Source organism: Pediococcus damnosus (assembly GCF_001437255.1).
Taxonomy (GTDB): domain Bacteria; phylum Bacillota; class Bacilli; order Lactobacillales; family Lactobacillaceae; genus Pediococcus; species Pediococcus damnosus.
In genome coordinates this window covers 1-20,859 of record NZ_JQBD01000029.1, presented here as the reverse complement: position 1 = coordinate 20,859, position 20,859 = coordinate 1, and the positions used below count along the sequence as shown (strand labels likewise).

Below are 20,859 nucleotides of genomic sequence, written 5' to 3'. Positions count from 1 at the left end.
TTTTCCTACATTTTACGGGTGCCTTTTACATTTGAAATGTTTTTCCTGATTTTTTCACCATACTCTTTTAAATAGTAATTAATAATTGATTCATTTTTAAACAAAGGACTAATAAAATCATTTATAAAAGAATGTATAGTACTAATGTACACACGGTTGCTTATAATATTCTTTTTTAATTCTTTCATTGCTCGATTTGTAAAAGTAATACACAGTACTTGTGATTTATTGTTTTTTATCAAATACTGATTAATTTGGCTTCTAATACTGAATGTTTTTCCGCTACCGGCCGGAGCATCAATAATTTTTACATTTTTATATTTTTTTTGATTACTCATCCTACTAACCAATTTAATCCCTTCTGAATATAATTAGGTAGCATATTCTTAACTTGATTATTAAGAATAACCGAGAACATGAAGTTCGTTTTTCCATTTGATGTTGAATTTAAAATTTCAATTAAGGATGGGGTGCTTTCTTGATCCTTAGGTATAGAAAATTGCAATTTTGATTCTTTACGACTTTTTTCCCATTTGGATACAGTTCTTCTTTCAAATGGATTTAAATTAAACTTTTTGGCCAGCATCGCAGCTTCTAGTGTTCTAGTATATTTATCTTCTTTTGTTTGGCATCCAAGATATATCAAACCTTCGCTTACTACATTTCCATCTAAGCGTCTCTTATCAGTTGTTTCAATCACATTCTTACATTTCGATAACCATTTATATATATCTCTCACCTTTTCATTATCAGTTTTACGCCCTTGAGCTCGAAACAAATCTAAAATTGCACCATTAGTTATCGTCGTATCCATCAGCTTCTCAATACTGTCCGTTTTTTTGTCATAATCTATATCTGTTAAAATTAAAGACTTCACTCTCAGATACTTAAGTAATTTAATATACGTGTGCGCATAGGCACCTCCAACTTGTACATACGCAATATATTTGTGCTTTAACGCTTCATAAGCACCATCCTCATTTATCACTTGACTAAGATATAAGCGTTCAGTATCACCTTCAAACAAGATAGCCGCATCGGCAAATAATATATCCGCAAAACCTATTACTTTAAAAAAAGTTTTAAAATTTTCAATAACATTTTTCTGTTCATTAGATACATTTTCTTTATTAGCCTCAGACAATTTATTGATAAATTTAGATAAATCATAAACCTTACTATTGAACAGTGTTTCCATTCTTATAACTCGAAGTCTATTTACCTCTATTCCTCTTACAAGTTCTGTTGAATGCGTAGTAATCAACCCTTGCAAATTTTTATTATCATATATTTTTAGTAATTCTTGAGTAAATACATTCTGCATTTGCGGGTGCATATGCGACTCCGGTTCTTCAATCACAAGAAAGTTTACTTTCTGTTCATCCCGTCTTTGAATAAACGTTTCAATTTGAGTATGTAAATAAATTAAATTATTATAACCCAGGCCCTGAGAAGTCTCATTTAATTTATAAGATGAATTATCTGAACCAATATAAGAATACTGTGCACGAGTTGTTCCATCAATAAGCTTTTGAACATCATCTTCTGACACATCAACATTTAATGATATTTCTCCAGTATGTCCACCATTAGATCCTGATATTTTTTTTAATACATCATTTAAAATATTAACTGAATTATCCTCTATTACCTTGTTCAATTTACCATTTTGTATTGTTTGAAGAACATCAGTGGATAGTGCATTAATTCCAGAACTCCATTCTTCATTTCCACTAGTAAGTGATATTAAATCCTTGCTTAAAGTATGTTGTGTATTATTGAAATCCTCCACTATCCGTGCGGCCGGAATATTTCCAAAGTTAAAAAGTTGATGAAAATCATTTTGATCGACTATTTCATTTTGAATTTTATATTTTTTATCAGTGAAAAAGAAATGTGGCGCAATGTGTTCACAATAAATTTTCAATAATAATTTAGATTTAAATATTTCATTATCATTGAATTTCGACAAATTAATTACTATTGCCTCTAAAAAACTACTAATATTTAAAGTGATTTTACAAATGAAATAAAAAGAGTTTTCATTTTCCTTTAAATCCATGAGATAATTAACAAATTTAGAAATATCATCCTTATCACTGTAATTGATTTGCCATTTAGTAATGGTTTCAGGAATCAATAATTTACTATCCTCTTCCATCATTTCATCCTGTAGAGTACTTAATTTCTCTCCAAGTTTATCCGCATTTGTTTTTTTCAATACATCTATTATACTATCGAATTGCTTTAACCATTGTTGCTGATCATATGCGTTGAAATCTGCTACATTAAAATTGAATTTTTTGTCCGATAAAGTTCTTTTCATCAACTGAATTAAAGACGTTTTTCCACTATTATTCGGACCAGCAAGTATACTTGTATTTTTTTCAAAATTGATAGTAATGTTTTTTAATTGTCTAAAATTATTGACTTCTAATTTTTGTATATACATTTTATCTCCTCTTTTTCGTCATGGATTAGGGTATTAATGTAAAGGTCACAATATTTATGTAGTTCCTCATTATTTTTGTACATTCTTCATTTATGATACGGGCTCCCAGCATTAATCATAAACGCTCGATAAACCTGCTCAACTAATACTAACCGCATAAGCTGATGCGGCAACGTAAACCGTCCAAACGAAACGTGCGCATTCGCCCGTTTAATCACAGCCGGACTTAATCCTAACGACCCACCAATCACAAATGTGAGATCAGAGTGACCGTACGTTGCTAACTGATCGATCTCCTTCGCAAACTCCTCAGACGAACGTTCCTTACCTAAGATCTCTAAACTAAAGACATACTCACGTTCTTTAATCTTATCCAGAATACGTTGACCTTCTTTTTCTTTGACCTCAGCCATCTCTGCGTCACTTAGAGATTCCGGAGCCTTCTCATCGGGAACTTCCACAATGCTAAACTTACAGAATTTACTGAGCCTTTTTGCATATTCTGCGATTCCCTGCTTGAAATACTTCTCCTTGAGTTTTCCGACCACAATAAACTTGATGTTCATAAAAACACTCCTTTACACAAGTTATTCACAAAGTTATCCACAGGCTGGTGAACAAAAATCCTATATATAGGGGTCAAATATTCATCAACACAACATAGGCTATGCACAACTTGTCAACATTAAATTTAGTTATCCACTGTTTTCAATAGTAACACATGTTCGTATCCACAGGCTACAAACACCGGTATAAAAGCATTTATGGTGTTCGTTTTTTTGTGAAACAAATTTAGTCCACAGGTTTCGCCCCAACCTGTGGATAACTTTTGTAAGCAATTCATAACCTATTCCTACCCGCTTCTGGACTTCTTCAAAATTTGCCATTTGAGTTATTCACAAAGTTATCCACAGTTGTCCACAAATGTTTTTCACAGAGATTTTTCGATCTGAACGATACATAATTCTTAATGGGGTTAACGTTCGTTTTTATTTCCACAAATGCCCGTTTCACCTTAATAAAATCTTTAGAATATTTAAGATCATTCGGAATCACAAATATCGGTAAAAATAAAGTGGATTCTCTAAACTAGTTAAAATTTATGGCGACCAGTAGCGTTTAGGAATCCTTATGCATTTCCTGTGTATAATTCTACACTATCTGCTTTTAATTAAAAACAACGTAAAGACACAAAAAGACGCCAAGCCTAAACTTGACGTCTTTCTCTTACCTACTTTTACTTATCTTGTGAACTTAATTCACTTGTTGTTTCTGTTAGTTTAATGATTCCTGTTTTTAGCGTACTACCACGGTACCAACTAATTTTAACTGAATCGCCAACTTTGAGCTTATATAGCTTATCTCTCAAAGTAGCCACACTTGTGATCTTAGTGCCATCTAGATTTGTAACAACATCGTACTTCTTCAAACCAGCATTGCGTGCTGGTGAACTAGCATACGTATTATAAATGACTGCCCCTTCAGTTACCTTAGAAGGTAGTTTAAGAATTGATTTTTGTTGACTAGCCGTAATATCTGTTAGATCTAGCAACGAAGCCCCAATTGCTGGTCGAACAATCTTACCTTTTTCAATCAATTGATTAATTATTGTCACAACTTCATTCGAAGGAATCGCAAATCCCATTCCTTCCACGCTTGTACCCGAAGAACCACTGCTTGCAAGCTTCATGGAGTTAATCCCCACAACTTGTCCTGCTAAGTTAATCAGCGGACCGCCAGAGTTACCAGAGTTAATGGCAGCATCTGTTTGAATAACCGTTGCTTCACCGGTCTCTTGACCAGATTCATTCGTTGTTGCAACTGTTCGTTTCTTAGCTGAAATAATTCCTTGCGTTAATGATGTTGCATAGTCGGAGCCCAGTGGTGACCCAATGGCCAAGGCTGTTTCACCAACTTTAATACTGTTGGAATTTCCGAAACTAGCAACTGTCGAAACTTCTGAGGAATTGATCTTCAAAACTGCTAAGTCGGTCACACTATCTTTTCCAACGACCTTAGCAGATAATTTTTTACCATTACTCATGATAATTTCAACAGCATTAGAACCAGAAATCACATGATTATTCGTAACTACATAAGCAGCGTTACCACTCTTTTTATAAATAACTCCAGAACCTTCTGCATATGTTTCCAAATTGTTGGATTTTGAACTCGAGTTAGAACTTGAGGACGAATTCCCAAAGATTGATCCGTAAAGACTGTTATTTGAATTTGAACTTTCCTTCTTTAAATTAATAACTGTCACAACCGCGTTTTTTATGCTGCTGTACGCCTTTTCAGACTGGCTGCTAACATTGACATTCACATTACTTGTCTTTGTTGTTCCTGTACTATTTGAGCCACTTGGAACGGCCGTTTCTGATTCTGCTTGCCGATTATTAATGTAATTGCCGACTCCAAACGCAATACCACCGCCAATTAAACCAGCAATCAACGCCGTAACAATGACGGTCCATAAGTTTTTATTTTTCATAGCCATATGCGATCAAATGACCGCGCTATCCCCCTTTATTCAATTAATTGTAACTGGTTACATGGTATCAATAAATTGTGATGAAAATATGAATGATTTTAATATTTTTAATTAAATTACCGTCAATTTGGATGCAACTGCATGATCCGTGTCTAACAATTGAAAATCATGGCCAACTCCCAAATCTTTATTTTTCATCATCGAAGCAACCGTTAAATGAGCAAGTTCCTTCATATTATTATGCAAACTGAGATGGCCAAGAAAAATCTTTTTAGTGTTATATCCCATGACATCCATTAGGGCGTTTGCACCAGCTTCATTAGATAAATGCCCGTGATCACTTAAAATCCGTTGTTTCAATGGCCATGGGTAGCTCCCCATTCGCAACATTTCGACATCATGATTGACTTCGAACAAATAGGCATCTGCGTTTTCAATTTGACCTTCAACACGCTCTGAAACATAGCCGGTATCAGTCAAAATAACAAACGACTTGCCATTGTGATGAAACTCGTAGAACTGAGGTTCAGCAGCATCATGGGAAACCGCAAAACTTTCAACATCAAGATCGCCAAATGATTTCGTCTTACCGACTTCGAAAATATTTTTCTGAGCCTCTGGAATTGGTCCAATTTTGGGAGTGATTGCATTCCAGGTTCCTTGATTCGCATATAGATCAAGGTTATAACGCCGAGCCAAAACGCCAGCGCCCTTAATATGATCTGTATGCTCATGCGTAAGAAACAGAGCATCAACATCAGAAAGATCTCGGCCAATGCTGTTCATAAGTGCCTCAATCTTTTTACCACTTAACCCAGCATCAACCAACATTTTATGCTGCGGTGTTTCAATGTAAGTCACATTCCCGGTACTGCCACTTGCTAAAACACTAATTTTCATGTCATCTTCACTCATGAATTCCATTACTCCTTATCCAAACTAAACCATGTTTCCAAATAATTATTACTACTCTCTTAGCTAAATTGAACTTAAATTAAGCATCTACTGAACTTCAGATGAAGTTGACACACTTGTTGAATTGATAGCATTTGTTGAGTTACCTGAGCTAGTTGTGTTCGCGCTGGTTTTAGAACTTGTTCCACTAGATTCATTGCTACTATATGAATTATTATAACTACCCCGATTCGTCGTTGACCGCACACTTTCTTCGGTGCTGGACTCAACAGCTCGTTGAGAACTCGAAACGGCTTGATTCAACAAGCTGCTATCATCTTGCGAACTCGACGTCGTGGATGAACTATTACTGGTTGAAGAAACTTGGGTACTGTACTTCATAATCACGCCTGTAAAGGCATTAATTCGGTAATATTGAAGTGCAGAGCTCCCCTTTCCATGAATGGCGATGTACCAAGTTGGCACATATACGGAACCTTTTTGAATACTTAACAATCTGGTGTACCCCAAGCGTGACCATTCAATAACAGTATCGTTTGGCATTTCATTATACTGGTAAAGCCATATGATTGCCCGCTCCTGACTGATAGTATCCTGTTTTTCTCGGAGTGGCTGCGCATTTGTTAAATACCCCTGCGTATATCCCACGACTTGGTTGGCACTATTAACTTTGAATCGGATTTGACCAGATTTAGAAAAAATTCGCTGTCCTGATATTTTCTGTGTATAAATAATCTGACTATCTGTCGAAGTGGCTTTATCGTACTGATAGGATTTTCCATTCACAATTTCATCACTATTCTGGACAACTTTGTTCAGCGTTTGATCTGGGTTTTTAACATCAAGGGTGAGAGGTGTATTAAACGTACTAATAATTTCGCCGTCCGCCATTTTAGCTGATTGACCCGACAGCTTCTCCATCTTTGCCTTTAATTGTTTTGTACCAGAAGTTTGTGTTGAGATGTAGTACCCTTGCCCCTTTTTATTGGAAGGTTTTTTAAAGGAAATTGAATCATCACGCATTTCATTCAAAATCGTCGCACTATGATTTGTATTTGCCGAGGTAGGATGAACATCAGAGTTATTCTGGAAAAAAGAGACAGCTAAAAAGATATCTAGTGCCGCAAACGCCGCAAAGAAAATTAACTCAATTCTTTTGAAATCCATGTATGCTCATCCCCTTACTGTTGTGCATCTTCTATTAACTGCTGATATGAAACCCATTGATTTTTATAATTTACGTACCACGTTGGGGTCAAATTAACGACCAAATCGCTGGAAGGATTAGCTGTCCATTGATAGCCAATCTCAATATTATCAATATCATCTGTACTATACCCGCTATTTTTCAAGCGATCCAAGACTTCTTGTGTCGATGGCAGGGTTGTTCGATCTTTTCCGGTAGGGACAGGAACTTGTAAACTGTACAATGAGAAATCAATCTTCTTGGTTCGCGGCCCGGTAATCCGAATTTCGACAGTTCCATAATCTGTTTGATTAAAGATAGGGAATCCTTCCACATAACTTCGATAAACAACCGCATTATCATCAGCATCATATTTGTAATAACGCATATTATCCAGCGGAACTTCCATTTTCTTCAATAACGAAAAACTCTGGGACATCGCAGTACTCATGTTTTCATGATAGGATTTGCGTCCAGAAAGATCTTCATATGCTACAGTGCCTTTTTTATTATTAACCGTCATTCTTCTTGAATTATTATCATTATAAACGGTTTTACCACCTTGTTCTTTAGTGGTAACTGATGACGCATTATCATTATCTATTAAGGTAGATACAAAGTAAGCCGCCGTTTGTTTGTTTACGAGATAACTATACTCTGGAACCTTTACAGAATTCTCGTATTCCGTAATCATGCGATGATTGACCAAAGTTTGTTTGACGCCAAACTGTTGAACATTACCACTGATAATTTCTTTAATATGCGCCAAGTTTTGATTTCTTGTTTGAACTTTGTAAATTGCGTAATTTGTATCATTCAACAAATAAACTTGATTCCGTTTCTCCGTTGAAAAAACAATTCGTGAAAACTTACCACTAAAATTGACTTTTTGCTTAAACGCACTGTTTAGAATCCCATCAGTAACACTATCAGGATATTTTAACATCACCGTATTTTCTCGGTTCATCAGCGTTTCGTAAGCCTTTCGGTTATTAGTTGATTCTCTGGTTACCTTGCTTAACCGCCAGTCTTTAATGGCACTGCGCATCGAATCAGTCAGGTTAACCTTCGTATTATTAATCAAATGTGAGGTTGAATCAGCCTGCGTATAAATGACTTGGGTTGGCAAGAAAATGTCACCAAGCGATTTATTGGCTTGCTCACTCTGAATAACACTAGTGTTTGTATCTGATTGTTGTTTTGTTTTTTCATAACGGGCTGGACTCGTCCAAATAACCCAGGATAGTCCCACACTGATAAGGACAACTAACACCAGACCGATGTGAAGCAATAGTCGACTTGTTCGAATTCCTCTCATTCCCACTGATCCTCCTCATCTATTGGCTCATAAGGAAGTGAAATGTAGAACACTGACCCTTTGCCTTCCTTACTATCAACCCAGATTCGGCCACCATGCATAGAAATGATCTCTTTAGAAATCGCCAAACCTAAACCAGTTCCACCTTGAGCTCGTGAACGAGCCTTATCGACACGATAGAACCGATCAAACACATGGGTTAGGTCTTTCTTAGGAATTCCAAGTCCCTGGTCAGAAACGCTCAATATCACGTGATTATGCGTTTCAAGTAAACGGTACGTAATTGTCCCGCCATCGGGTGAATACTTAATAGCGTTATTCATAAGGTTATCTAATACCTGCTGGAATTTATCGGTATCAACTTCCACCCACAAATCACGGCGGGTAAACTCTCGTTTGATGCTATAGGTTTTATCTGGATTGTCATCGGTCTTCAAAATCATATCAAATCGATCCAAAACATGGTTGAACAATTCATTTAAGTTAATTAACTCTAAATCTAGTTTTGCAGTTCCAGAATCCATTCGTGACAAACTTAACAGATCATTAATCATCCGAATCATTCGGTCTGTTTCATCCTGGGTGACCTTCAGAAATTTTGGAGCCACCTTCGGATCTTTCCAAGCACCATCTGTCAGCGCCTCTATATAGCTCTTCAAGCTGGTTAATGGTGTCCGTAGTTCATGAGAAACATTTGAAACAAATTGTTTCCGATCTTCATCAATCTTTTGTTGTTCAGTCACATCATGAAGCACACAAACAAGTCCACTAATGAAGCCTGATTCACGCTGAATTAATGCAAATGAAGCATGCAAAATCAAATCTTGTGTCTTCGTTGAGAAATCAAGCACAATATCGTCCTGATTTTCTAATAACTCCCTTAACGTGTATGTTGTTCGAATATCCAAAACATCCAAAATGGATTTTCCGGCAGTATGTTCGCCATCTGAACTTAAGAAATCCAGTGCCATATCATTTACAATGGTAATTCGACCCCGACGATCAGTTGCAATGACACCATCGGTCATATGAGATAGCACACTGTCCAAACGTCGTTGCTCGGACTCAGTTGATTCTTGCGCCTCTTCAATCCGTACAGACAAGTTATTGACCGCAGAAGCCAATTGACCTAATTCATCTTTTCCATAAACGTGAACGTGCCCAGAATAATCTCCACGCGCAATTCGAAGCGTCTGTTTCTTCATTTCTTCAATTGGTCGGGTAATAGCTCGCGAAATGATAATTGCCAGTAACAACCCCACGACAATGGCAAAGGAGGCCGCCACAAAAAAGATCAACATGATATTGTTGACATTTTTGTAGACACTCTCTAAATTAGCACGGACGTATAGCGCGCCCACCACCGTATTTGTGTTTCCACTGGTGTTAATCAATGGAATAATCGAAATATAATACCGATTATGGTTTCCTTGATCATAGTTAACCTGTTGATACGATCGCGAGTTATAAATAACATTTTTGATAGCGCGATCCGTTGTTTTTTGACCAACTACTGACTGTTCATTTAAGTCACTTGAAGCACGAACGGTTCCCTTACTATCAATAACACGAATTTCAGTAATATTAGTGTTATTAACGTCTGAAACAATTTGTTGAATCTGCTTGTTAGCAGAATTTGTATTGCTTCTAACCAACTGATCTGAAATCGTATTATCTACATACGTTCCAAGCTGGACCTGCGTTTTAAATTGGCTCAAATTTCGTTGTTCCAATTGACGTACAAAAATAACCCCGACGATTTCCAATGTTATCATTAATAACAAGGCGAATACCAAGGCTATTTTAAAGTTTATCGATTGGTAAAAACGGGTTTTCTTGTTCATAAGCAAACATGACTCCCATTATTTTTCATTTTCTGGATTGCGTAAATAGTATCCCACGCCACGACGAGTAACAAGATAAACCGGATTACTTGGATTCTCTTCAATCTTTTCTCGTAATCGTCTGACTGTCACATCAACCGTTCGGACATCACCAAAATAGTCATATCCCCAAACAGTTTGAAGTAAATGTTCTCGTGTCATTACCTGGCCCATATGTTGCGCTAGATAGTATAGCAATTCAAATTCACGATGGGTTAGATCTAACTGCTCACCATGTCGTGACACAGCGTATGCGTCAGGATTAATATCTAAATCACCGACTTTAATGTCGTTATTTTCTTGTTCTGCGCTTACTAATTGATCCTGACGACGTAAATTGGCCTTAACCCGGGCAACTAATTCTCGGTTTGAAAATGGCTTGGTAACATAATCATCGGCGCCAAGTTCCAAACCAACTACCTTATCTAATTCAGAATCTTTTGCAGTTACCATAATGATTGGAATACTGTGCTTAGCACGCACACGTCGGGCAACTTCCAATCCGTCAATTTTTGGAAGCATTAGGTCTAGTAAAATAAGATCTGGGCTTTCGTCCTCAACTTTTTGGAGTGCCTCTTCTCCATCATAAGCCGTAATAACTTCGTATCCTTCTTTGGTTAAATTAAATTTCACAATATCTGATATCGGTTTTTCATCATCGACAACTAAAATTTTTTGCATAAAGCTTAGTTCCTCCTTGCAGAGTGGTTTTTAAATTAAATCGTATATTCTATGCTTGGTAAAAAAGCTTAAAAGCATTGCGTTCTTATTATAACACACGTATTTCAGTGGCTACATGAGAAGGTCTAGATCAACAATTTTGTCATAGATTCACAAAGCTATTGACTCTGTACATGAGGTTCATTGTCAATATTTAGAACTCCAATTACCATAGAATTATTAAGAAAAGGTTGCCATAACTGGAAATATATGATAATATATTTAAGTCGGTTAATGATGGGTGGTTAGCTCAGCTGGCAGAGCAACGGACTCTTAATCCGTGGGTCCAGGGTTCGATCCCCTGACCACCCATAAATACCAATTAATCAGTAAGCACGCCGTGTTAAAACACCATGATTACTGATTTTTTTATACCTTAATATCAAAAAGATGACCGCCATAAATTTGGTGGTCATCTTTTTTTACCTTGATTTATATTGACGAACCTAATATCCGAATCAAATTCAAACACTTTATTATTTAGTTAGACTCGATAAATCATCAATGTTTCAAAAATAAAATTCCAAACAAAAAAACTGCCATTAAAGGCAGTTTTTTCAATCTTATTTAATTAACTGATTNGAAGATACGTATGAGTTAGCAACCTTTTCTTGGTTAGCAGCTGAATAATCACCATGTAAGTATGAAGAACTTAATTGGTATTTACCAACATATTGGCCGTTTGTAGCTGTATATGAACCGCCTGATTCTTTGTTAGCAATCCATGCTTTGGCAGATGAATCGCCACCTGTAGTACTTGTGTTTGTTGTTGTTTTAGTTGATGCAGTGTTTTGACTTGTTTGGTTACTTTGTGCTGTTGTGTTTGTATTTTGTGAACTTGTTGATGTTGTGCTTTGTGTTGCTGGAACTGTGTTAACTTCCTTCTTAGTAGCAACCTTAATTTCGCCGTCGCTCTTAAGTAATAATTTCTGACCAACATAAATCAAATTAACGTTTTTAATTTTGTTTGCTGAAGCTAATTTTTGATAAGTTGTACCGTTATTCATTTTGTTTGCAATTGCTGAAAGAGTATCACCTGATTTAACTGTGTAAACTTCGTCAGCATGAGAAACTGTTACTAGTAACGTAAGGCCCAAGAATAATGCAGCCATCATAGCCACCATGAATTTTGTAATGTTAGTTCTTAATGTCATATTATATATACTCTCCTTGTTTTTTTAATATACCTAGTAGAATACACTCTCAATGTTGCAGTTATGTTTCAGTAGGGTTTATATTCATTGACCTTCATTTACGTTCATGTCACACTCTTGTAACATAAGACCTATTTTGCACTTAATTTAATTGAAGTTAATCTTACTTAGGCCTACACTGTCGGGGATCATAGAGATTACTATAATTGCCGCCATATCCGCGTTTCTTTCATATAGAATAGCTAAATTTCTTTTAAAAGCCATGGTTCCTTTCACTCATAAGACTAATTAGTCGATTTCACTAATAAGCAATTCTTTTGAAGTTCAGTAACTTATATCCCATGTTATAGGAAATATTTGTCATTCAATTTAAGGACAGATGTTCATATTTAGCCCATAATATCCTAACTTTCTTATATAATTTTCATGACATGAGCTTTCAAGTTATTTATAATTTGTTTATGCCATATTAAAAAAGGGAGGCTTTGTTTTTTATGTTATTAAACTTTACCATCTTAATTAGTCTGATTATTGCTTTAGAGCATCTTTACTTCCTATATATTGAACTCTTTGCCCCATATGCAAAGGTTGCAAGTTTCTTTAATCTACCAGAAAAAACCATTGAAGATCCAAACATGCAAAAATTCATTCAAAATCTGGGTTTGTTTAGTGGATTTGTGGGCCTCGTCCTTATCCTAACCATTGTCATCGTCCCAAACGGGCCCATGAAGTATGTTCTCATCTTCTTAAACCTTTTTATTTTTCTCAATGGGATCTACGAAGGTTTTGTATTTTCACGAAAGTTTTTCTTGTTTGAAGCCCTTCCCGGACTACTGGGCATGATTCTAGCAATTTTGATTTAACCTTACCTATTATGAATGTAATTTAAAACGGATGACCAAATTGGCCATCCGCTTTTTATTTTAATTTAGTTTAATTTAACCATTAACATGGCCCGAGAAGCTTGGCATAAATGCGCCACTAACCGTTTGAACAGAAACATTTTGTCCTGGTGCCGGTGCTGCTACATACTTTCCATTACCAATGTAGATTCCAACATGGTAACTTGCACCTTGTGATCCCCAAAACAGTAAGTCTCCGGGTTGTGCTTCTGCAACTGTGTGTTTTGTCACATGGCCTTCTTGAATAACTGTATTATGGCCTAGTGTTACACCCTTAGCGTGTGCATAAACCCATTCTGTAAATCCTGAACAGTCCATGCCGCTCATTGCTTCTCCACCCCATACATACGGAATATTCCGTGTTGCTAAGCTACGAGCCATATCACAAATTGAATTATTTTGAGCTGATGTCTCAGTTGTCATGGCCTGTGCTGTTTCGTTATTTGCAATTGTTTGCTCAGCCGTATATTGCTGATTACCTCCAGCAGTGGCATCGGCGCTAGCCACATGCGTAGCACCAAATGTAATCCCGAGAACCCCAACTGTGAGCACAAGTACTTGTTTGAAATTAATTTTTAACATAAGACTTCCTTTCCCATTACCTTAATTTATTTCTTATCATTTTAACAAGCTTAATCTTAACATGCACATAATACGCTCGCATGTAATTTTTTTTACAAACTCATCTCAAAATATGACAAAAAATTACAGAACGGGCTTTTATCTAAAAAGATAACCTTCATTTAACTACGCTTTATACAAATTTTTACCTTCATATTAAGCTCGAAACGCTGTTCTGATAAGAATTGAGAACTTTATGTAAAAAAATAACCGATCTGAACTTTCAGTCCGGTTACGATTTCAATCTATTTATATTCTATTAATTCGTTCTTTTTTCCTTCAATCAATACAATATTTACAAACAGGATTATGGCAATGGCTACTGCAGCCACGATAAATAGGGAAACGAAGGAGAAGGTATCAATAATCAAACTACCAACCAGTGGTCCTAAAGCACGTCCTGCCGAAGGAAACGAACTTGCTAACCCTTGATAGCGACCTTTCATTCCATAAGGCGAAAGTAGGTTTGCAATGGCTGGAATTTGTGGAAATGTAATTGCTTCACCAATCGTTAGAATAATCATTGATAGGACAAACGCTACGTACTGCGTTGCAAAGACTAAAATTACAAATGAGGCAATTATAAACACCATTCCAACGTAAACTTGATGGAAAGGATCTTTAAAAACTTTTCCTCCTTGCCAACTCAAGAAAGCCTGGACAATCACAATAAAGAGACCATTTACCGTCCATAAGAAACTATAATCTTTAAGCGGAATGTGTAAACTCAACATATAAACCGATATATTGCTATTCCATTGTTGATAGAAGATCCAAATAACGAATAAACTAATAAATAAGGTATACATCACAATCATATTCACATGCGGTAATTTTTCAGTTTTAGAAGCTGGATTCGCATCTTGATCCATTTGATCCAATCGTTCTGGTCGTTCACGTTTAACATGATAGTTCAGTGCCGCTACCACAAAAAAAACAGCGTATAAAGCGGTCGAAATGGCAAATAGCGGAGCCACATCGTCTTTAAACATCAACCCCACAACGGCCGTTCCAATCATCACACCCAAATTTTGGACAAAGTACAGCATGTTAAATACAAACCGACCGTCTTTACTATGCACAGTCGTTCCTAAAGCATTTACAAACGCCAGAATCCAACCAGTTCCCAGGCCGATACAAATCAACATAATGGGATAAATTGGCCAATCATTCACAAATACCAGAACTAGCATGCTCAAGGCCGTGAACGCAATTCCGCCTAGCAACAAATAATAGCCATCGTACTTATCAAACAAACGTCCAGCAACAAATGCTCCCACGATACTAGCAACCGAGTTGAGCATCAAGACAATTCCCACAACGGTGAGGGAATGGCCTAAAATGTTATGCATATAGACCGTTGTTAACGGCCATACAAAGCTCATCCCGATGCTATCCATCAAGGATCCAAGCAACAAATACCGTAATTTAAGTTCTTTCATCGTCCCCTCCATTTATCCTTCAATTAACTAAAAATCTACATAATATAACAGCTTTACATTTAGAGAAAATCTAAACATCGGATCCCTCATTCGTGCAAAACTGCTAATGTTGGTCTAATTATCAGGTACATACGCAATTGGCGCAAATTTGTTATACGACTTCACAAATAATAACTTCACAGTCCCCCGTGGACCGCTTCGATTTTTCTCAATGATGACCTCAACAGGGCCCACATCTGGTTCTTCACCCTGACGCGGATCAGAATCGTTATTATTATTATCACTATCTTGATCATCATCACGGTCATAATAATCTTCACGATACAAGAAAGCGACAATATCAGCATCCTGTTCAATTGATCCAGATTCACGAATGTCTGATAATACTGGCCGTTTATCTTGTCGTTGTTCAACTCCACGAGAAAGCTGCGAGAGCGCTAAAACTGGTACTTTAAGCTCTTTAGCTAGCTTTTTTAATTGACGAGAAATTGCAGAAACTTCTTGCTGGCGATTTTCTTGACCAGAACCTTCAATTAGTTGTAAGTAATCAACCACAACCAATCCTAAATTTCCCTGTTTCTTTGCCAACCGCCGACATTTAGCTCGAATTTCAGCCATTTTTATTCCCGGCGTATCATCAATATAAATATTAGCCTTTGCTAAACTCCCCATGGCAATAACCAGGTTTTGCCACTCTTCTTCATTTAACTGACCAGTTCGCAAATGATTGGCATCGATACTACCTTCAGCACACAACATCCGGTTAACTAACTGTTCAGCTCCCATTTCCAAACTAAAAATGGCCACTGTTTTATCTGTTTTTGTCCCCACATTTTGCGCAATGTTTAATGCAAAAGCAGTTTTCCCGACAGCTGGGCGCGCTGCTAAAATAAAGAGCTCATCTGGATGCAAGCCGGCTGTAATCTTATCTAATTCACTATACCCCGTAGACAATCCAGTAATTTCATCGCCATTTTGATACAGTTTGTTAATTTCAGTCATCGAATCGGTCAATACATCTGAAATCTTCTTAAATCCTGACTGATTCCGATCTTCGGAAACTTCGCTAATTTCTCGTTCCGCATCATCTAAAACATCCCCAACGCTCTCATCTTGCTGATAGCTTTTGGTGACAATCTTAGTTGCAGCTTTGATCAAACGCCGTAAAATGGCCTTCTCTTGAACAATTTTTGCATAGTAAACAACATTGGCTGCAGTTGGAACGGACGCTGCCAATTCCGCAATATAGCTAATGCCACCCACATCATCCAGCTGATTTTGGGCCGATAAACGGTTATTCATCGTCACAACATCAATTGCTTCATCTTCATCATTTAAAGTGACCATCGTTTGAAAAATAATCTGATGGGCACGCTGATAGAAGTCTTCGGGTGTTAAATATTCCATTGCTTCCACTAATGCATCGGAATCCAGGAAAATGGCACCTAAAACGGCCTTTTCCGCATCACTATTTTGTGGCGGGGTTTGATTCTCTAAACTATCATTATTCATGTTTCTACCTCTGATGACTTAAAAGTTACTAAAATAAATTCATAGCCACTCTTTATAGAGTACTACACAGTCATTTCACCACAAAATAAATTGGCTCTACTTACTTTTCTGCGACATGAACACGGATCTTTGCGGTCACACCTGGGTGCAACTTGACCGGAACATTCGTGTATCCTAAGACACGGATTGGATCCGTCAATTCAATCTTTCGTTTATCTATTTTGAGATCGAATTGCTTTTCAAGTGCCTGGGCAATTTGTTTGCTAGGAATTGATCCAAACAAACGGCCGTCAGTTCCCGCTTTAGCAGTTAATTCAACAACAGTTTTGTCATCTTCTAATTTTGTTTTCAACTTTTTAGCTGTTTCTAAAACTTCTTCTTCATGTTTTTCTTCAGCCCGTTGTTGGCCCTTCAAACTACTCATAGCACCCTTCGTAGCTGCCTGTGCCTTACCATTCTTAATAAGAAAGTTTTGCGCATAGCCATCTGGGACATTCTTAACCTCGCCGCGCTTACCTTTACCTTTAACGTCTTCTAAAAAAATTACTTTCATGAAGTTCACTCCTCGTCGTCTTTATTTTCTTTATCGTTTTGCTTTTTTAAAATAGTGGTTAACTGCGTTTTAACTTCAGCAACAGATTGACCTTCAATTTGGGTAGCTGCACTGCCCAAATGTCCGCCACCACCCATTTGCTCCATAATTAATTGAACATTGACATCTCCGGCACTTCGCGCAGAAATTCCAACCACTTTCTCGGAACGTCTTGTAATGACAAATGACGCTTCAATCCCAGAAATTGTAAGTAATGAATCAGCTGCTTGGGCGGCGGTAACCGGGTCGTACGTTCGATCATTTTCACCCACACAGACAGCCAACTTATTATCCACAAATTCAACGGACTCAATCAGGTGATTGCGTTGTAGATAACTATCCACATTTTCCTTCATAAAGTGACGAATCAAACCTTCGTCTGCCCCAACTGACCTTAGATAACTAGCTGCGTCAAAAGTACGTGTCCCAGTTTTTGTGGTAAAGGACTTGGTATCAATTTCGATTCCAGCCAGCATCCCCGTTGCTTCAATCGCATTAATTGGTTCACTGTCTTTCGACTGATATTCAAACATTTCCGTAATTAGTTCACAAGTTGAAGATGCATACGGTTCAATATAAACCAAAACTGGGTTTTCAGGAAACTCTGTGCCTCGGCGATGATGATCAATAATCATTACCCGGTTTTCAAGTTTCTTATAAAGCTCAGGTGCCGTTGTTAAGGACTGCTTAGAATGATCTACCATAACAAGCAGGCTTTGACTATTTGCATTCTCCAAAGCGGCCTCAGGGCTAATAATGGACTCCTTGATCGCTGGATAATCTTCTAAGGAAGTCAATAATCGTTTAACATCCGAATGTATATGTTCTTCATCCAAAACAATCCAACACTGGCGATTATTCATCTGCGCTATTCGGCGAATTCCTAAACATGCGCCAAGCGAATCCATATCTGCTTGCTGATGACCCATTACAAAAATCTGATCGGCCTGCGACATCAATTCGGTAACCGCCTGACTAATCATTCGTGCTCGGACCCGAGTCCGTTTTTCCATCGGATTAGTTTTGCCACCATAGAAGCGGGCCTGTTCATCGGGTGCCTTTACAACAACCTGATCACCACCACGTCCTAAAGCTAAATCCAAATTACTTTGCGACAAGTCAGCCAAATTATTTAAATCCTGATCACCGTAAGCAATTCCGATACTTAACGTAATTGGAAAATTTTGCTTGGAAGTAGCTTCTCGAATGGTATCTAATAGTTTGAAATTATCAGCTTCCACCTTCTGCAAAACTTCGGCATACATTAAAACGAAAAAGTGATCATCATCCACACGTTTAAGATACATTCCAAATTCTTGTGCCCAACTAGAAATCTGATTTGTCACAAAGCTACTTAAACTTGAAACATCCGAATCTGCCATTGATTGCGTAACTTCATCATAATTATCCAAGAAAACCTGGCCAATTACAATTTGCGAATCATCGAAAGCTTCCTCAATTTTGGCATACTTCGTGATATCCATCATGTACAGCACATGACTATCTTGCTCGTTTAATAAAGTGAACTGTCGATCACCCCAAGAAACGGTCACCGTTCCTTTTTCTTCACGGTGATCTTCTAAAAGCTTACCGAGATCCTTATCTACATTAGCGATTTTTTTACCCAAGACATCTTTATCGCCCATATAGCCTTGCATATAAGGATTAATCCACTCTATTTGTTCTTCATCCCCATAAATGATAATTCCCAACGGCATTCGTAAAAGCGAATCCTGTTCACTACGTTTAATTCGAAATGAAAGGTCCGAGATATATTTTGTCGTTTCTTCATTCACTTTATGAAGCGTATCGTTAATAAAGATACTTCCCAAAATGAGAATTATCAGTAATGCGATTCCTAATATCCAGTTGTAATAAAACGCAACCCCATCACCAACGATTGACAGCAAGATAATATAAATTGCTAACAATCGCAGGCGAGGATTCCGCATAAAGACTGGGAACCTTTCTGCTAAGCGTAATTTTTTCATAATTTCTCCTCGAATTGTGTACTAACCTCATTTTATCACAAAGATCCAAGACAAAGAACCGTCAGTAATCAGCGAACCTTTTTACAATAAAAATTAGCAATTTCTAATTGAAAAAGTACTCACTTTTAAAACAGTTATTTTAAAAACTAAGCTTTGGTTTATAAAAATATAGGCGGTATTTTTAAGTTCCACGTGAAACATTTTGGCAAGAATTTGATTGCAACTCACCAGTCTTCATGCCATCAGACCTTTACGAAAACGAATCTTTTGTTTAAACTTAATTGGTTATGGAGGTATCAGCATGTTAAACAACCGCTTTTTTCATTGGCTAATAATGCGCACTGAAAATCCCTTTTCGTTAATAAATAAAATTAATAATCGAATTTTATTTCATTAACTTTTTAGAGAAGAAGGGGTAAGTTTGGATTCAGAAAAAGAACTATCCGGAAAAACTGTTTTACTAATGGCCATTGCCACTGGGATCATCGTGGCCAATTTAAATTATATCCAACCCATTGAAGGCTTAATTGCCGACAGCTTTCAAGTTTCGAAGGCTGCCGTTGGCGTGGTTGCCATGCTCACTCAATTAGGGTATGCATTTGGCCTCCTATTTATTGTGCCGTTGGGTGATATCTTCAATCGTTATCACCTCATTCAAATTATGTTGAGTCTATCAATCTTGTCATTACTGCTAGCGTTTTGGGCACCATCTTTAATCATATTTGGGGTTGCTTCCCTATTGGTAGGAATCACTTCCGTGGCCCCTCAGATTATCATTCCCTATGCTGCTTATCTCGCACCCAGTTTGCATCGGGGAAAAGTTTTGGGCAATGTCCTCAGTGGTTTGTTAACTGGGATCCTGTTATCACGCTCCGTCAGTGGTTTGTTAGGCAGTGTTCTTAGCTGGCAATATGTCTATCTAATTGCTGCAATTTCTTGCACAATTTTGTTAGGGGTCTTACATTTGTATTTACCTCGTGATCCGCGTCAAAAACAACACATGCAATACGGCAAAGTGATGGCCTCACTGCCAAAACTATTAGCGAAAGAAAAACACTTGCAAGGATCCGCCATTAACGGTTTTTGTCTCTTCGGTGTTTCCAACGTTTTGTGGTCAACTTTAGCGTTCTATTTAGCTCATCAGTACCACTTTGGCAGTGGTGTGGCTGGCTTATTGGGATTGCTGGGAATTACCGGCGTTCTATTTGCTTCAATCATTGGGCAAATGGTCGATAAGTATTCTCCAAGAATGACCGTTGGCTTAGGAATTCTTTTTTCAACCTTATCATTTGTTATTTTTACCAGTCTTGGCCATCTGTTTATCGGTTTAATTGTGGGAATTGTTCTGTTAGATTTAGGCACCCAATTCGGTCAGGTTTCCAACCAAGCAATCGTGCAATCACTGAGCTTACAGGCCAGTAGCCGAAACAACTCCATCTTTATGTTTAGTTACTTTTTAGGTGGTTCCTTAGGGACTTTCTTTGGAACGTTAGCTTGGAGTAACTTTGGCTGGTCAGGCGTTTGTCTGGTGGGCACTATCTTCTTAGTTCTGGCACTCCTTGGTCATTTGTTCTTAAAAGAACCCGAAAAATTACAAAAAGTAAGTTAAAATCTAAAATAGAGCCTCTGGAAATCAGCGTAATTACGGTTCTACAATATCTGTTGTTGGTAATAGAT

Annotated in this window: 17 protein-coding genes and 1 tRNA gene; 3 read left to right on the top strand and 15 right to left on the bottom strand. The window is 37.3% G+C overall.

The genetic code is table 11. From position 1 onward, the window contains the following. Positions 1-5: 5 nt before the first annotated feature. The 9 genes from IV84_RS05195 to yycF all read right to left on the bottom strand — a co-directional run bounded on the left by IV84_RS05195 (position 6) and on the right by yycF (position 10,929). Positions 6-350, bottom strand: a complete 345-nt coding sequence (locus tag IV84_RS05195; RefSeq protein WP_056986210.1) for a UvrD-helicase domain-containing protein — start codon at positions 348-350, stop codon at positions 6-8. Then, complete coding sequence (locus IV84_RS05190) at positions 335-2,452, bottom strand: AAA family ATPase (RefSeq protein ID WP_056986209.1); 2,118 nt, start codon at positions 2,450-2,452, stop codon at positions 335-337. Before IV84_RS05190 ends, IV84_RS05195 begins: the two co-directional genes overlap by 16 nt. Positions 2,453-2,538: 86 nt before the next feature. Continuing rightward, entirely contained in the window at positions 2,539-3,018 is a 480-nt protein-coding gene (gene rlmH, locus IV84_RS05185) for a 23S rRNA (pseudouridine(1915)-N(3))-methyltransferase RlmH (protein ID WP_046872136.1), read from the bottom strand. Between the two features lie 671 nt (positions 3,019-3,689). Next, positions 3,690-4,946, bottom strand: coding sequence for a S1C family serine protease (locus IV84_RS05180; RefSeq protein ID WP_056986211.1), 1,257 nt, complete (start codon positions 4,944-4,946; stop codon positions 3,690-3,692). A gap of 111 nt (positions 4,947-5,057) precedes the next feature. Further along, positions 5,058-5,861 carry an MBL fold metallo-hydrolase gene (locus IV84_RS05175; RefSeq protein ID WP_046872134.1) on the bottom strand — a complete coding sequence of 268 codons (804 nt, stop codon included), beginning with the start codon at positions 5,859-5,861 and terminating at the stop codon, positions 5,058-5,060. A gap of 87 nt (positions 5,862-5,948) precedes the next feature. Then, a complete protein-coding gene (locus tag IV84_RS05170) occupies positions 5,949-7,028 on the bottom strand; it encodes a two-component system regulatory protein YycI (protein WP_052694547.1) in 1,080 nt (359 codons plus the stop codon). Between the two features lie 14 nt (positions 7,029-7,042). Beyond that, complete coding sequence (locus IV84_RS05165; protein ID WP_046872133.1) at positions 7,043-8,365, bottom strand: YycH family regulatory protein; 1,323 nt, start codon at positions 8,363-8,365, stop codon at positions 7,043-7,045. Continuing rightward, entirely contained in the window at positions 8,362-10,209 is a 1,848-nt protein-coding gene (walK, locus tag IV84_RS05160; RefSeq protein WP_056986208.1) for a cell wall metabolism sensor histidine kinase WalK, read from the bottom strand. Before walK ends, IV84_RS05165 begins: the two co-directional genes overlap by 4 nt. Positions 10,210-10,227: 18 nt before the next feature. Then, positions 10,228-10,929, bottom strand: coding sequence for a response regulator YycF (gene yycF / locus IV84_RS05155; RefSeq protein WP_046872131.1), 702 nt, complete (start codon positions 10,927-10,929; stop codon positions 10,228-10,230). Positions 10,930-11,207: 278 nt separating this feature from the next. Between yycF and IV84_RS05150 the strand changes: the two genes are divergently transcribed. Next, positions 11,208-11,280 (top strand) — tRNA-Lys (locus IV84_RS05150). A gap of 270 nt (positions 11,281-11,550) precedes the next feature. Here IV84_RS05150 and apf read toward each other — a convergent pair. Beyond that, the coding region (gene apf, locus IV84_RS11465; protein WP_477646117.1) for an aggregation-promoting factor at positions 11,551-12,092 on the bottom strand (542 nt) is incomplete at its 3' end. A 524-nt stretch (positions 12,093-12,616) separates the two neighbouring features. Between apf and IV84_RS05140 the strand changes: the two genes are divergently transcribed. Continuing rightward, the gene (locus IV84_RS05140) at positions 12,617-12,985 is read left to right on the top strand and encodes a DUF1304 family protein (protein WP_046872037.1); all 369 of its coding nucleotides are present in this window, start codon (positions 12,617-12,619) and stop codon (positions 12,983-12,985) included. A 75-nt stretch (positions 12,986-13,060) separates the two neighbouring features. On the opposite strand, the gene IV84_RS05135 is transcribed toward IV84_RS05140, so the two are convergent. From IV84_RS05135 to IV84_RS05115, 5 genes are all read right to left on the bottom strand, one after another. Next, positions 13,061-13,606, bottom strand: a complete 546-nt coding sequence (locus tag IV84_RS05135; protein WP_046872036.1) for a C40 family peptidase — start codon at positions 13,604-13,606, stop codon at positions 13,061-13,063. 284 nt (positions 13,607-13,890) lie between these two features. Continuing rightward, on the bottom strand, positions 13,891-15,087 hold the full coding sequence (locus tag IV84_RS05130) for an MDR family MFS transporter (protein WP_056986206.1): 1,197 nt from the start codon (positions 15,085-15,087) through the stop codon (positions 13,891-13,893). Between the two features lie 114 nt (positions 15,088-15,201). After that, on the bottom strand, positions 15,202-16,599 hold the full coding sequence (gene dnaB / locus IV84_RS05125; RefSeq protein WP_056986205.1) for a replicative DNA helicase: 1,398 nt from the start codon (positions 16,597-16,599) through the stop codon (positions 15,202-15,204). A gap of 100 nt (positions 16,600-16,699) precedes the next feature. Then, on the bottom strand, positions 16,700-17,152 hold the full coding sequence (gene rplI / locus IV84_RS05120) for a 50S ribosomal protein L9 (RefSeq protein WP_046872033.1): 453 nt from the start codon (positions 17,150-17,152) through the stop codon (positions 16,700-16,702). A 5-nt stretch (positions 17,153-17,157) separates the two neighbouring features. Beyond that, complete coding sequence (locus IV84_RS05115; RefSeq protein ID WP_046872032.1) at positions 17,158-19,182, bottom strand: DHH family phosphoesterase; 2,025 nt, start codon at positions 19,180-19,182, stop codon at positions 17,158-17,160. A 421-nt stretch (positions 19,183-19,603) separates the two neighbouring features. Between IV84_RS05115 and IV84_RS05110 the strand changes: the two genes are divergently transcribed. Then, positions 19,604-20,791 (top strand): MFS transporter, encoded by a 1,188-nt coding sequence (locus IV84_RS05110; protein WP_056986204.1) that lies wholly within the window; start codon positions 19,604-19,606, stop codon positions 20,789-20,791. The last annotated feature ends 68 nt before the right edge of the window (positions 20,792-20,859 follow it).

What these genes read in the sequence shown, in the direction of transcription:
- dnaB (WP_056986205.1), bottom strand. Translation starts at nt 16,599, where the DNA reads ATGAATAATGATAGTTTAGAGAATCAAACCCCGCCACAAAATAGTGAT.
- IV84_RS05130 (WP_056986206.1), bottom strand. Translation starts at nt 15,087, where the DNA reads ATGAAAGAACTTAAATTACGGTATTTGTTGCTTGGATCCTTGATGGAT.
- IV84_RS05135 (WP_046872036.1), bottom strand. Translation starts at nt 13,606, where the DNA reads ATGTTAAAAATTAATTTCAAACAAGTACTTGTGCTCACAGTTGGGGTT.
- IV84_RS05180 (WP_056986211.1), bottom strand. Translation starts at nt 4,946, where the DNA reads ATGAAAAATAAAAACTTATGGACCGTCATTGTTACGGCGTTGATTGCT.
- rlmH (WP_046872136.1), bottom strand. Translation starts at nt 3,018, where the DNA reads ATGAACATCAAGTTTATTGTGGTCGGAAAACTCAAGGAGAAGTATTTC.
- rplI (WP_046872033.1), bottom strand. Translation starts at nt 17,152, where the DNA reads ATGAAAGTAATTTTTTTAGAAGACGTTAAAGGTAAAGGTAAGCGCGGC.
- IV84_RS05170 (WP_052694547.1), bottom strand. Translation starts at nt 7,028, where the DNA reads ATGGATTTCAAAAGAATTGAGTTAATTTTCTTTGCGGCGTTTGCGGCA.
- IV84_RS05175 (WP_046872134.1), bottom strand. Translation starts at nt 5,861, where the DNA reads ATGAGTGAAGATGACATGAAAATTAGTGTTTTAGCAAGTGGCAGTACC.
- IV84_RS05115 (WP_046872032.1), bottom strand. Translation starts at nt 19,182, where the DNA reads ATGAAAAAATTACGCTTAGCAGAAAGGTTCCCAGTCTTTATGCGGAAT.
- yycF (WP_046872131.1), bottom strand. Translation starts at nt 10,929, where the DNA reads ATGCAAAAAATTTTAGTTGTCGATGATGAAAAACCGATATCAGATATT.
- IV84_RS05190 (WP_056986209.1), bottom strand. Translation starts at nt 2,452, where the DNA reads ATGTATATACAAAAATTAGAAGTCAATAATTTTAGACAATTAAAAAAC.
- IV84_RS05165 (WP_046872133.1), bottom strand. Translation starts at nt 8,365, where the DNA reads ATGAGAGGAATTCGAACAAGTCGACTATTGCTTCACATCGGTCTGGTG.
- walK (WP_056986208.1), bottom strand. Translation starts at nt 10,209, where the DNA reads ATGAACAAGAAAACCCGTTTTTACCAATCGATAAACTTTAAAATAGCC.
- IV84_RS05140 (WP_046872037.1), top strand. Translation starts at nt 12,617, where the DNA reads ATGTTATTAAACTTTACCATCTTAATTAGTCTGATTATTGCTTTAGAG.